The following is a 12,777-nucleotide window of genomic DNA, read 5'->3' as shown; positions in this document are numbered from 1 at the left end:
TTCGGCGTCAAGAGCAGGCAAGTCCGGTTCGACAAGGCTCCTGTGTGATTGAAATCACCATGGAGGGATGGCCGAGCGGTTTAAGGCACCGGTCTTGAAAACCGGCGTGGGCGCAAGTTCACCGTGGGTTCGAATCCCACTCCCTCCGCCATGACTGTTTATTAGCATATTGGAATTACTTGATATTTATGATGCAAAGGCTCGCTTCGCCCCAGCGCCAGCCCCAGCGGACTGAAACTGTTGTCGATTTTTTCCAATGAGGATCGATTTCGGTAGGCTCGGTGAAAATAGTGGCTTGGTTTCGGGTTCGAGTCCCTCGTGGCCCACCATCCAGTCTGCAGTTTTGGGGCAGTTTTCCGGCGTCTCAGAATATCGTCGACATTTCCGTGGGTTAGCGTTGGTCTTCCGCAAACGTTTGGAAGAGAGACGCCGATTTCGCCTACAACCGGCGCAATTCGCGGTAAGCGTCTCTGTCGGGGCGTTTTCACTTCCAAACGTTTGGATTTGTGATGGTGGGTGCATCATACCGATGCGGGCGCGTTGCACGTCAGAATTGGAGGAGAGCTTCCTGCTCGCGCCAAGAGATGGGCATGTTGATTGCCTTTGAGAACTGACCCGGCAGCGCAGGATATTTCCATCGAGAATTGACCCATGTTTGAACCACCCCTGCATGACAGTGGGGGCATTGGAGTGATCGACATGGCGTTATTGAGCGTAATCCGACGCTGGCATTTTCGAGAGAATCTATCGATCCGTGAGATTGGCCGTAGGACTGGCCTGTCGCGGAACACCATCCGCAAATATCTACGCTCTGATGGCGTGGAGCCTCAGTTCAAGGTTCCGGAGCGGCCGAGCAAGCTTGACCCGTTTGCCGACCGTTTGTCGGCCTGGCTGAGGGCGGAAGCAAAGAAGAACCGCAAACAGAAGCGGACCGTCAAGCAGTTCCATTCCGATCTGGTGAGCCTTGGCTATGAGGGGTCTTACGGTCGTGTTGCTGCTTTCGCCCGGGAGTGGAAGGCAAATCTTCAGAGGGAATTGCAGACGACAGGACGAGGGACATTCGTGCCGCTGGCGTTCGAGCCTGGAGAGGCGTTCCAGTTCGATTGGTCCGAGGATTGGGCCATCATCGGCAACGAGCGCACCAAGCTGCAGGTGGCGCATACGAAGCTCAGCTACTCCAGGGCCTTCATCGTTCGAGCCTATCTGCTGCAGACGCACGAGATGCTGTTCGACGCCCACAATCATGCCTTCCGTGTCTTTGGCGGCGTTCCCCGGCGCGGCATCTACGACAACATGCGCACGGCGATCGACAAGGTCGGGCGCGGCAAGGAGCGCGACGTCAACGTCCGCTTCATGGCGATGGCCAGCCACTACCTGTTCGAACCCGAGTTCTGCAATCCAGCGTCAGGCTGGGAGAAGGGGCAGGTCGAGAAGAACGTCCAGGATGCGCGTCATCGCCTGTGGCAACCCATTCCGCGCTTTGCCTCGCTCGAAGCCCTGAACGACTGGCTGGAGCTTCGATGCAAGGAGTTTTGGCAGAAGACCCCGCATGGAAAGATGCGCGGCACCATTGCCGATATCTGGGCAGAGGAATCCCAGGCCCTCATGCCGACATCACGTCTCTTCGACGGGTTTGTCGAATACACCAAACGGGTCTCCCCGACCTGTCTCGTGCATTTAGAGCGCAACCGCTACAGCGTTCCGGCATCCTTTGCCAATCGGCCTGTCAGCGTTCGGATCTATCCGGATCGCATCGTTGTTGCCGCGGAGGGTTTGATCCTCTGTGAGCATCGCCGCATCATCGATCGCTCGCATGATCGGCCGGGTCAGACGATCTATGACTGGCGCCACTATCTGGCTGTTGTTCAGCGCAAACCAGGCGCGCTGCGCAACGGAGCACCGTTTGCTGAACTCCCCGATGCGTTCAGGAATTTGCAACAACACTTGCTCAAGAAGCCAGGCGGCGATCGCGAGATGGTCGACATCCTGGCGCTCGTCTTGCAACACGACGAGCAGGCCGTGCTATGTGCCGTGGAGATGGCGTTGGAAGCCGGCGTTCCAACCAAAACCCATGTGCTGAATCTGCTCCATCGTCTGATCGACGGCAAATCGCTCACACCCCCGACCATCAGTGCTCCTCAGGCCCTAACGCTCACCAATGAGCCGAAGGCAAACGTCGAGCGCTACGATGCCTTGAGGAAGGCCGCAGAGGTGCGCCATGCGTCATAACCCTGCCAGCGGCGCAATAGTCATCATGCTTCGAAGCCTGAAGATGCACGGCATGGCGCAAGCTGTCGGCGAACTCACCGAACAGGGGGCGCCCGCATTTGAAGCCGCCATTCCGATCCTGTCGCAACTGCTGAAGGCCGAAACGGCGGAACGGGAGGTCAGGTCCACAGCCTATCAGCTCAAGACGGCGCGCTTTCCAGCCTATCGCGATCTCAATGGCTTTGACTTCGCCAGCAGTGAGATAAACGAGGCCCTGGTGCGTCAGCTTCATCGTGGCGAGTTCATCGATGACGCCAACAATGTTGTCCTCGTCGGCGGCCCAGGCACAGGCAAAACCCATATTGCGACCGCGCTTGGCGTGCAGGCCATCGAGCATCATCACAAACGGGTTCGCTTCTTCTCGACTGTCGAGTTGGTCAATGCGCTCGAACAGGAAAAGGCACAGGGACGATCAGGCCAGATCGCCAATCGCCTCGTGCATTCCGATCTCGTTATCCTGGATGAGCTCGGCTATCTGCCGTTCAGCGCATCAGGTGGCGCATTGCTCTTCCATCTGCTGAGCAAGCTCTACGAACGCACCAGCGTGATCATCACCACAAACCTCAGCTTCAGCGAGTGGGCGACCGTTTTTGGCGATGCCAAGATGACAACCGCGCTTCTCGACCGGCTGACCCATCACTGCCACATCCTGGAGACCGGGAACGACAGCTTCCGGTTCAAGAACAGCTCTGCCCAAGAGCCGAAAAGAGCAAAGGAGAAAGCTAGAACCTTGACCGTCCCCGCAGAACCAAAACATACATGAAGGGCGGGTCACTTCTCGGTGAAAATGCCGGGTCAGTTCTCAGTGAAAATCAACAAACTTGTCAGGGACCATCACACTTCATGGGGCCCGCCGAACCCATCGGCGGAGAATGGGCAGGCAGTTGCGCTGGAAAGACCCTCAAGCAGTTGAGGGCTGACGGTCAGGCGTTCGACCTCCACTAATCTGGGTAAGTAGCGACTTCCTATGCAGCCGACCGACTAGCCTCGCAGGTACCCAGCTTCGGGCTCGAGGCGGCAAGAAATCGGACCATTTTCTCCTCACCTCGTCAGGCATCAGCTATGCTGGCTCTCGAGGAGTGTGGGGTGCGGAAATGAGTCCGCAGCAGATTCCGCTTAAACTGACGGCCGCAAGATTCGCCCGCGCAGTCAGGATTTTCGTGACATCTGACGTCGGACGCCGGGCAAGGCTGCTGCTTTTTTCCCTTTTGGTCCTCTTTTGTGCCATCAGCGGGCTGAATGTCGTCAACAGCTATGTCGGCCGATATTTCATGACCACAATTGCCGAGAGTGAACCGCGCCGGGTTTGCCGGAGGCCGTTTGGTTTGAGTCACGCCGCCATGGCTGGTTTGTCCAGCATGGCGTAGTAGCGTGCCTCGGCTTCGGCCGGCGGGATGTTGCCGATGGGCTCCAGCAGCCGGCGATTGTTGAACCAGTCCACCCATTCCAGCGTCGCGAACTCGACGACCTCGAAGGAGCGCCACGGCCCGCGCCGGTGAATGACCTCGGCCTTGTAGAGTCCGTTGATCGTCTCGGCCAGCGCGTTGTCATAGGAATCGCCGACGCTGCCGACCGATGGCTCGACACCGGCCTCGGCCAGGCGCTCGGTGTATTTGATCGACACGTATTGGCTGCCCCTGTCGCTGTGGTGAACCAGGCCGCCGCCATGGAGCGGACGCCGGTCATGAAGCGCCTGCTCCAGAGCATCGAGGACGAAGCCGGCATGCGCCGATCGGCTCGCCCGCCAGCCGACGATCCGGCGGGCATAGGCGTCGATGACGAAGGCTACTACGTAGACGAAGCCGGCCCAGGTCGCGACATAGGTGAAGTCGGAGACCCACAGCCTGTTCGGCGCCTGCGCGTGGAACTGGCGATTGACCTGATCCAGCGGACAGGGCGCGATCCTGTCGCTGATCGTCGTCTTCACCGGCTTGCCGCGGATCGCCCCTTCGAGGCCCATTTCCCGCATCAGCCGCGAGACGGCGCAGCGGGCGACGTCGAAGCCTTCCCGCCTGAGCTGCCGCCAGACCTTGCGCACGCCGTAGACGCGGAAGTTCTCCTCGAACACGCGCCGCACCTCGATCTTGAGTTCCTCATCCCGCTTCGCCCGCGCCGACAGCCGGGAGGGATCGCGCCGCTTGGCGACATGGTCGTGGTAGGTCGACGGGGCGATCGGCAGCACCTTGCAGATCGGCTCGACCCCATGCGCCTCGCGGTGATCGTCGATGAACGCGATCATGGCTTGAACCGGCGGTCGAGCTCCGCCATCGCAAAATAAGCGCTCGCCTTGCGCAGGATCTCGTTGGCCTGACGCAGCTCCCGGTTCTCCCGCTCCAGAGCCTTCAGCTTCTCGGCGACCTCGGTGGGAAGGCCGGCGCGCACGCCGCTGTCCACCTCAGCCTTCTTCACCCATCCATTGAGCGACTGCGCCGTGCAGCCGATCTTTGCCGCGATCGAGGACACCGCTGCCCAGCGTGATGAATGCTCGCTTTCGTGGTCCAAAACCATGCGCACCGCGCGGGCGCGCACTTCGGGAGAAAACCTGTTCGTCGTCTTGCTCATGATGGCTCCACCTTCTCAAGGTTTGGAGCCTCCGGCAAACCCGGCGCGGTTCACTTCGCGCGCGGCATGACGGCTTACCTTCTGAATTATGATGAAGAATGTGGTTCGGTGAATCGTTTTGAGTGTGAAGAGTGACACTCTTGGTCACTTGGTCACTCGATAGCGCCGAGCGAAGTCGGCGAGCTGTTCGCGCGAGACATTGCGACACATCACACTTGAACACTCCGGGCAAAGCGCACGTATGATTGCCGAACCGTTCGTTTCATGTCGGACAAGCTCCACCTCGTCGAACGCTGGGGCGCGACTATCCTTGCATCCGAGGCAGAAGACATGTCCCGGCTTGCATGGCTTGCGCCTAGCCGCGGATCTCGCTTGCATGAAGTCGATCAGGTCGCGGCCAGGAATGAAACCATTGACGGTTTTGAGGCCCTGCCTCCATACCCAAACGTCGATTGTCTGCTTTCGGCCGCCGACGGCCTTCGCGGCTTGCTCCCTGCTGTAGTACCGGTTCTTCTTCACCAGCCGGCTCGATAATTTCTTAGGCATAGCGTTTCTCCCTTGGGGCGGCGCGCGCCCGTTGGATTGCTCAGTTGTCCGAGCTGCTTGGAAGATTGGCGAGAAATGCCTCGAGGTCTTCGCGTAAAATGAGCGTGCGGCTGCCGAGCTTCCGCACCTTCAGCCTTTCTGCTTTGATCTCGAGATAGAGCGTTGAGCGGCCAACGCCGATCAGCTGTGCGGCTTCATCGACGTTAAAGGCGGCCTTGGCTTCCATCGTCTTCCCTTGCGTTTACCCGGACGTGGGCGAACGCAAAAGGAATTAACCGCCCGGAATTCGGCGGCCTAATTCGGCAATTCGACGGGTTTCATTTTTTCGCTGAATTTCGTCACGCGTTTTTTGCGTTGTATCCCTGCGGTGAGAGCCGCCTTGTAGGCTGAGGGCGAACGTCGGAAGTCCTAGGGGTAATCCTAGGAGTAGCCCTATGACGATGCCGCGGGTGGAGGTGATCACGTCGGTTGAGAGGCGCCGGCGGTGGTCACGTGAGGAGAAGGAACGCCTGGTCGCGGCGTCGTTCGAGCCCGACGTGACGGTGTCGGAAGTTGCACGATCGGCGGGCATTCACGTCAGCCAGCTCTTTCGATGGCGCAAGGACCTGTGCGATCGGGTCGATGCCGGTTCATCGCAATTGGTCCCGGTCGAGATCGCTCCTGCTGTTGCGCTGCCAGCCGTTGAGGCGCCGGCGCCATCGGCGTCTCCCGGCCGACGTCGCCGCAAGAGCGGCATCATCGAGATCGAACTTGGCGGCGGGCGTTGCGTCCGCGTCGATCGCGACGTGGATGTCGAGGCGCTACGGCGCGTGCTGGACGCGCTCGGGTCGCGATGATCCCGGTTCCGAACGGCGTGCGGGTGTGGCTGGCGACCGGCCACACCGACATGCGGAAGGGCTTTCCGGGCCTGGCCCTGGTGGTGCAGGAGACGCTGAAGCGCGATCCGCACAACGGTCACCTGTTCGTCTTCCGCGGCCGCCGCGGCGATCTGATCAAGGTTCTGTGGCACGACGGCCAGGGCGCCTGCCTGTTCTCAAAGAAGCTCGAGCGCGGCCGCTTCATCTGGCCGTCACCGGCCGACGGTGTGATCACCATCACGCCGGCACAGCTCGGCTATCTGCTCGAAGGCATCGACTGGCGCATGCCGCAGAGGACCTGGCGGCCGACGGCGACCGGCTGACGATTTGGCCTTGCACATGGTGGTGGATGTGATTCCATCGCCCTGTGCCCGCTGCTGAAACGCTCCCTTCCGACCTCGCCGCCGCCCACGCGATGATCCTCGCGGAGCGCGCCGCACGCGTCGAGGCCGAAGCGCTTGCCGCCCGCGCGGCAGCGGTCAGTTCTGGGACGGAGGCGCTGATTGGGTGGCTGAAGCTGGAGATCGAGAAGCTCAGGCGCGAACTCTATGGCAGCCGTTCGGAGCGCAAGGCCAGGCTGCTCGAGCAGATGGAGTTGCAGCTCGAGGATCTGGAGGCGGATGCAACCGAGGACGAGTTGGCGGCGGAGCAGGCAGCCCTCCAGTCACAGACGGTTCGTACGTTTGAGCGCCGGCGCCCATCGCGCAAACCGTTCCCGGAGCATCTGCCGCGCGAACGCGTCATTATCGCCGCACCCGAGAGCTGCCCCTGCTGCGGCTCGACCAAGCTGTCGAAGCTGGGCGAGGACCTCACCGAGACGCTGGAGGTGATCCCGCGCCAGTGGAAGGTCATCCAGACGGTGCGCGAGAAGTTCTCCTGCCGGCAGTGCGAGGCGATCAGCCAGCCGCCGGCGCCGTTCCATGTCACGCCGCGCGGCTTTGCCGGGCCGAACCTGCTTGCCATGGTGCTGTTCGAGAAGTTCGGCCAACACCAGCCTCTCAACCGGCAGAGCGAACGTTACGCCCGCGAAGGCGTCGAGCTGAGCCTGTCGACGCTGGCCGATCAGGTCGGCACATGCGCGGCGGTGCTGCGTCCGCTGCATTCGCTAATCGAGGAGCATGTGCTCTCGGCAGAGCGGCTTCACGGCGACGACACCACGGTGCCAATCCTGGCGAAGGGCAAGACCGACACCGGCCGGGCTTGGGTCTATGTCCGCGACGATCGCCCCTTCGGCGGCGCCGCGCCGTCGGCGGCACTGTTCTACGCCTCGCGCGACCGGTCCGGCGAGCATCCCGAGCGACACCTGAAGCAGTTCGCCGGCATTCTGCAGGCCGATGCCTATGCCGGCTACAACGGACTTTACCTCCCCGACCGGAAGCCCGGTCCGGTGAAGGAGGCGCTCTGTTGGAGCCATGCGCGGCGCAAGTTCTTCGTGCTCGCCGACATCGCCGCCAATACCCGTCGGGGAAAGACCGCGCCGCCGATCTCGCCGATCGCCTTCGAGGCCGTCAAACGCATCGATCTCCTGTTCGACATCGAGCGCGACATCAATGGTCTTGCCGCAGCCGAACGCCTTGCCGTGCGCCAGGAGCGGAGCGCGCCGCGCGTCGCTCAGCTGAAAGAATGGATGCGCGGCGAACGGGCCAAACTCTCGCGCCATGCGCCCGCCGCCCAGGCGATCGACTACATGCTCAAGCGCTGGGCAGGCTTCACGCGCTTCCTCAATGACGGGCATATCTGCCTGACGAACAATGCGGCCGAACGGGCGCTGCGCGGCCTGGCTCTCGGCAGGAAGTCCTGGCTCTTCGCCGGCTCCCAGCGCGGCGCCGATCGCGCTGCCGTCATCTACACGCTGATCGTAACCGCCCGCCTCAATGACGTCGACCCGCAGGCCTGGCTCGCCGACGTGCTCGCCCGCATCGCCGATACGCCGCAGGGCCGGCTGAGCGATCTCCTGCCGTGGAACTGGTGCCGATCCACCGTCATGGCGAAAGCAGCCTGACCGCGGCCCTCACCGGACGCTTACTTTGCGGTCCGGATCACGGGGTCCGCGCGGCCCTGTGTTTGAAGGGAGGTCTTTTATAAATGGGAGAGCTTTGACACGGTCTCGGGACGCACTGGGATATGCGATCCTGAATATTGCGACGAACTCGGCCTTGCTAAGCGGGAGTTCGTCGCTTGGCCAATCGGCGAGAATTTTCTGAAGTAGTCGCTCGGCTTTCGGTACCGAGAATTCATTTCGACGCGGGACGACCGTATCGCCACCTTGACTGGGTGGGCCTGACTCCGGTGTCTTGGGCTTCCAATGGACCAATACAAATTGTGTGTCGATAGCTAGGTCCGACCAACGCTCATCTCGACCCTCGACGCTGGCGCCCCATTCGTCATCGTCGCCCACGAGCGAGAGATAGTAGCGTCCTCCTACGTCGAAGAGTCTGATATCTAAGGTTATCTCCTCCCACCAGACAGAGTCGGGTATAGGCTGTCGCTTCTCAGTTCTATCACCTTTCTTGCCCAAGACGACCGCTCGGCCGCCATCGTTTGCCCGCTTCTGGAGTGTAGTTAGCAACGCTTTGGAGGCTTCCTCAATCCGTTTGTCATGATCGGCCGCAGGCACCCGGTCGCCGCGAAAAGCTATCCACTCGACTGCCGCGCCGACGCCGAGCCAAACGTTGTCGAGGAGGTCCTCCTCAGCGATAGCACCCTCGTACCAGTCGACTTCACCTTCGACTTTCTCAAGATCGCCCATGTCGTCAGACCTCTCGGTGATCGATTCCGCACCAATCTGCCCAAGCCTGCATCAGTTCACGACGGCGTTCCAGTGCATCGCCGCGACGATAAGCGCGCTCGGTGGAATCTCCGACAATATGTGCGAGTGCTGCTTCAGCTGTCTCGCGTGGAAAGGGCGTCTCTTCCGCTGCCCAATCTCGAAACGATGAGCGGAAGCCATGAACGGTGACGTCTTGAACCTTCATCCGCCTGAGAAGCATCTCCATCGCCATACTCGACAGCGGTTTGTTGTTGCGGCCGGGGAAAAGGAGCGATGAATCGCCTACACGCAGCGGTCCCATCGTATCGAGAATGGCGAGTGCTGGAGATGATAGCGGCACTCTGTGGTCGCGGCCGGCTTTCATGCGGGTTCCTGGGACGATCCAGATTTCCTTGGCACGATCGATCTCATTCCAGCGACATCCCAGCACCTCCCCGGTCCGCGAGGCCGTCAGGATTAGAAACTCGAGCGCGAGTGCTGCAGTCGCTTCTCGCGTCCGAAGGGTCTGGACAAATTTAGGGACACTTGCGTACGGCATGGCGGCGTGATGACCGCGCTGCAGCTTTTGCCGCTTGGGAAGTGAGTGCTTCAAGTTTCCTTTCCACGCGGCGGGGTTCTCGCCGGTGCGTAGGCCTTCGGCCTTCGCGGCATCCAAGATCACCTCGATGCGACCACGAATTCGGGATGCCGTTTCGTTCTTGGTGAGCCAGATCGGCTTGAGCACTCCGAGAACATCCTCCCGCAAAACTTCATTCAACGGCTTTTGTCGAAGCGAACTCGCATAGGTTGCTATCGTCGTCGTCCATTGGTCGGCGTGTTTGGCATTTCGCCAGCTTGAACGATGGGCGGCAATGTAGCGGTAGGCAAATTCGCCAAACGTCATCGTTTGTTCCTCTGCGGCCCCAGACTTCCGGTCGCGACGAACCTCGATCGGATCCAGTCCGTCCACGAGTTGCGAGCGACAATCGGCAGCGTGCGTCCGTGCTTCCGCCAGCGAAACGGCATTGGGGCCGGCGGCTGAACCGAGCCCCATTTCACGCTGCTTCCCTTCACGACGGAAAATGAAAAGCCACTTTCGCGAGCCGGTTTCCGACACAACCAGATAGAGTCCCCCGCCATCGGAATGGCGGCCAGGAGCCGCCTCGGTAGCCACGCTGCGAGCCGAAAGCTTGTGAAGGGTGTTGCCCAAAGTCGCAGTCTCCGACGAACACTAGCCCCAGCACTAGCCCCAGCAACAATGCCGGATTGCGGTGGACAGCGCCAGACAGGAGAGAACGAAATGGGCGCTATTTCGTTGAATTATGGAGTGGTCGATCGTCAGCCTTGGATGTCGCTGGACATCTATACCAACCAGTTCGTCGGACACTCCCTCCGCCACTCGACTCAACGGCAAAACTCTTCGTCTCGGAGCGACGCACCCGGGACGGAGCAGAATTCCGGCTTTTCTCAACAAACCTGCGAACCACGCCATGCGCCCAACTGCGAATTTCGTACTCTCGCCGGGGATTCTCCAAAGCTGGGGACATGGCAAATTTAGTACCCAGGTTGCTGGTGGAAGGAATTCAAGGCCTTGATGAATATCGGGAACGGCTCGGTCGGACCTCCCCTTCGAAAGTGGGTAGCATACTGAGAGTTCTGCAAATTCGCTGAGAGCGGGGCGGCCGTCGCGGGCTGGCGATGGTCAACGTCACCTGCTTGCGTGGAGGGAACGCCGGCCATGACCGAAACTGTGAAGGTAAGGCGGCCAAGGTTACCGTCAAAGACATTCTGCTTTCGAACCCGCTTCGGTCGCGCGAAGTGATCCCCGCGGTGATGCAAGAGGTGCTCGGGGCCTACACCTGCGACTGAGAAGAGCAAGCGGACTCCCCGAGGGTGGGGCGCCCGCCTGCCGTCGGATGATTAGTTGCCTGGCTTGTTCTTGATCGCCTTGTCGATCTGCCGCTTGACAGCCTCAAGGTTGAAGGATGCCGGATCCTGCATTGGCGGATAGTCGATCGCCGTGAGGGCCAGTTTAGCCACCTCTTGCTGAACGCTGACAAATCGCCAGAATTCACGAGCATAGAAGTCGTTCATATACCCGCCGCCAAGGTCGTTGAGGCTTTGTCCGCCAATGGATGGCGTCCGCTCGAACGGATCCTGACGGATATTGACCATGGTGGGCATGTCGGTCGTCACCTTCCCGCCAGGCCAGCCCTGCGGCTGCTGATAGAACTGGTATTTGAAATTGTCGATGCGAATGGCCCCCAGCTCAGGGCCGCCGAAATAGAAGAATTCATGGCGTGCGGACGGTCCTTTGCCCTCAAGCAAGTCCAGCTGGTTGTAGCCGTCGAGGTGGTTCTTGTAGGTCGCGTCACCCAGCGTCACGCCCTTCAGAAGCTGGTCGGTGACGTCGGGATTGCCGGCAGCCGCCACGAGCGTAGGGAACCAGTCCAGTGCCGAGAAGATACCGTTCTCGATCGTGCCCGGCTTGACCTTGCCTGGCCAACGGATGATTGCCGGTGCGCGAAAACCGCCTTCCATCACCGTACCCTTGGTGCCCTTGAACGGGGTCATGCCGCCATCGGGCCAGGTAAAGACCTCAGCGCCATTGTCCGTGGTGAAGATGATGATGGTATTGTCGGCCTCGCCCGCATCCTCCACGCATTTCATGATCGCGCCGACGCTGTCGTCCAGCTGCGCCATGCCGGCCTCTTCGAGGCCATAGTTGGTCTCGCTGTTCATGAGGGCCTGGTACTTGGGCGACAGGAACGTCCAGACGTGCATGCGCGTCGTGTTGTGCCAGACGAAGAAAGGCTTTCCGTCGGTTTTGGCCTTGTCCATGAAGTCGCACGACGCCTTGACCAGCACTTCGTCGAACGTTCCCATTTCATATTTGGCCTTGGGCGTTATGTCGTGCATGTTCGGCACATTGGACATGTCGGGATAGGGCGCCAGCGGACCCTCGTCCACGATCCTCTGCTTGCCGATCTTGCCCCAGCGCGGCTGGACTGTCGCGTCGTCCGTGTCCGTTGCGAAGGAATGAACGAGGTTACGCGGGCCGACCTTGTCGCGGTACGACTGGTCATTCGGAAACGAATACCAGTAGGGATCCGACATCGCGTCGAGATGGTACAGGTAGCCGAAGAATTCATCGAATCCATGCAGGGTTGGCAGAAACTTGTTCAGATCGCCGAGATGGTTCTTGCCGAACTGCCCGGTGGCGTAACCCTGGGTTTTGAGGGCTGCGGCGATGGTTGCGGCCTGAGCCGGCATGCCGACATCAGCGCCGGCCTGGCCGACGGTCGTCAAGCCCGTGCGCAGCGGTATCTCACCGGTAATGAAACTCGCCCGACCGGCGGTGCAGCTCGCTTCCGCGTAGTAGTCGGTAAACCTCATGCCTTCCGAGGCAAGCCGATCGAGGTTCGGCGTCTTACCGGACATGATGCCCTGGTGATAGGCGCCGATGTTGAACCAGCCAACATCATCACCCATGATGACCAGGATATTGGGCTTTTGCGCATCCTGGGCCCGTGCCGGGCCAAGCGGACCCCAAAGAACCGTCGCGGCAGTCAAGGTCGCAAGGCCGTATCTAAGGATCTTGAAACTCATCTTCAGTTCCTCCTGCTGGGATAAAATCTCCCCAACCGTCATGATTGAAACGATTTTTCGAGCCTGCGCGGCATCCCCGACCAGTCGTCGCGCCCAGGCTGACGCAACGGTAGTCGCGGCCAAGTCTTGGTGATATTGTCCTTTGGGGAAGATGATCAGGCGCGAAGGGCTTGATGCGGCCCGATC

Annotated in this window: 12 protein-coding genes, 1 tRNA gene and 1 other annotated feature; of the genes, 7 read left to right on the top strand and 6 right to left on the bottom strand. The window is 60.6% G+C overall.

Annotated elements, in window-relative coordinates; all coding sequences use genetic code 11:
* The first annotated feature begins 61 nt into the window (after positions 1-61).
* The 3 genes from ACSBOB_RS19815 (at position 62) to istB (ending at position 3,031) form a co-directional block, all read left to right on the top strand.
* Positions 62-151 (top strand) — tRNA-Ser (locus ACSBOB_RS19815).
* A 548-nt stretch (positions 152-699) separates the two neighbouring features.
* On the top strand, positions 700-2,229 hold the full coding sequence (istA, locus tag ACSBOB_RS19810) for an IS21 family transposase (RefSeq protein WP_442583696.1): 1,530 nt from the start codon (positions 700-702) through the stop codon (positions 2,227-2,229).
* Entirely contained in the window at positions 2,219-3,031 is an 813-nt protein-coding gene (istB, locus tag ACSBOB_RS19805; protein WP_442577702.1) for an IS21-like element helper ATPase IstB, read from the top strand. The genes istA and istB overlap by 11 nt, the downstream gene beginning before the upstream one ends.
* Positions 3,032-3,598: 567 nt before the next feature.
* Here the strand turns inward: istB and ACSBOB_RS19800 are convergent.
* The 3 genes from ACSBOB_RS19800 to ACSBOB_RS19790 form a co-directional block, all read right to left on the bottom strand.
* Positions 3,599-4,830 (bottom strand): IS3 family transposase gene (locus tag ACSBOB_RS19800; RefSeq protein ID WP_442577797.1). Its coding sequence is split into 2 segments (ribosomal slippage): positions 3,599-4,542 and positions 4,542-4,830, totalling 1,233 coding nucleotides; the frame shifts between segments, so codons are not numbered across the junction.
* Positions 4,433-4,549, bottom strand: a sequence feature (AL1L pseudoknot). (Overlaps the previous gene by 117 nt.)
* Positions 4,831-4,974: 144 nt before the next feature.
* The gene (locus tag ACSBOB_RS19795) at positions 4,975-5,376 is read right to left on the bottom strand and encodes a hypothetical protein (RefSeq protein ID WP_442577796.1); all 402 of its coding nucleotides are present in this window, start codon (positions 5,374-5,376) and stop codon (positions 4,975-4,977) included.
* Between the two features lie 40 nt (positions 5,377-5,416).
* Entirely contained in the window at positions 5,417-5,602 is a 186-nt protein-coding gene (locus ACSBOB_RS19790) for a helix-turn-helix domain-containing protein (RefSeq protein WP_442577795.1), read from the bottom strand.
* Positions 5,603-5,810: 208 nt separating this feature from the next.
* Between ACSBOB_RS19790 and tnpA the strand changes: the two genes are divergently transcribed.
* The 3 genes from tnpA (at position 5,811) to tnpC (ending at position 8,235) form a co-directional block, all read left to right on the top strand.
* The gene (gene tnpA / locus ACSBOB_RS19785; RefSeq protein WP_442577794.1) at positions 5,811-6,212 is read left to right on the top strand and encodes an IS66-like element accessory protein TnpA; all 402 of its coding nucleotides are present in this window, start codon (positions 5,811-5,813) and stop codon (positions 6,210-6,212) included.
* Positions 6,209-6,556, top strand: coding sequence for an IS66 family insertion sequence element accessory protein TnpB (tnpB, locus tag ACSBOB_RS19780; RefSeq protein ID WP_442577793.1), 348 nt, complete (start codon positions 6,209-6,211; stop codon positions 6,554-6,556). The genes tnpA and tnpB overlap by 4 nt, the downstream gene beginning before the upstream one ends.
* Positions 6,557-6,648: 92 nt before the next feature.
* Positions 6,649-8,235 (top strand): IS66 family transposase, encoded by a 1,587-nt coding sequence (gene tnpC / locus ACSBOB_RS19775; protein WP_442583776.1) that lies wholly within the window; start codon positions 6,649-6,651, stop codon positions 8,233-8,235.
* A 9-nt stretch (positions 8,236-8,244) separates the two neighbouring features.
* Here tnpC and ACSBOB_RS19770 read toward each other — a convergent pair whose 3' ends face one another.
* Positions 8,245-8,982, bottom strand: coding sequence for a hypothetical protein (locus tag ACSBOB_RS19770; protein WP_442577792.1), 738 nt, complete (start codon positions 8,980-8,982; stop codon positions 8,245-8,247).
* 4 nt (positions 8,983-8,986) lie between these two features.
* Positions 8,987-10,192, bottom strand: coding sequence for a tyrosine-type recombinase/integrase (locus tag ACSBOB_RS19765; RefSeq protein WP_442577791.1), 1,206 nt, complete (start codon positions 10,190-10,192; stop codon positions 8,987-8,989).
* 488 nt (positions 10,193-10,680) lie between these two features.
* Between ACSBOB_RS19765 and ACSBOB_RS19760 the strand changes: the two genes are divergently transcribed.
* Positions 10,681-10,851, top strand: coding sequence for a hypothetical protein (locus ACSBOB_RS19760; RefSeq protein WP_442583952.1), 171 nt, complete (start codon positions 10,681-10,683; stop codon positions 10,849-10,851).
* A 51-nt stretch (positions 10,852-10,902) separates the two neighbouring features.
* On the opposite strand, the gene ACSBOB_RS19755 is transcribed toward ACSBOB_RS19760, so the two are convergent.
* Positions 10,903-12,591, bottom strand: a complete 1,689-nt coding sequence (locus ACSBOB_RS19755; RefSeq protein WP_442577790.1) for an arylsulfatase — start codon at positions 12,589-12,591, stop codon at positions 10,903-10,905.
* Between the last annotated feature and the right edge of the window lie 186 nt (positions 12,592-12,777).

The sequence above is a fragment of the Mesorhizobium sp. KACC 23794 genome (genome assembly GCF_052180275.1).
Lineage (GTDB): Bacteria > Pseudomonadota > Alphaproteobacteria > Rhizobiales > Rhizobiaceae > Kumtagia.
Note: the sequence above shows the minus strand (reverse complement) of the source record. Positions and strands in the feature narration are given on the sequence as shown.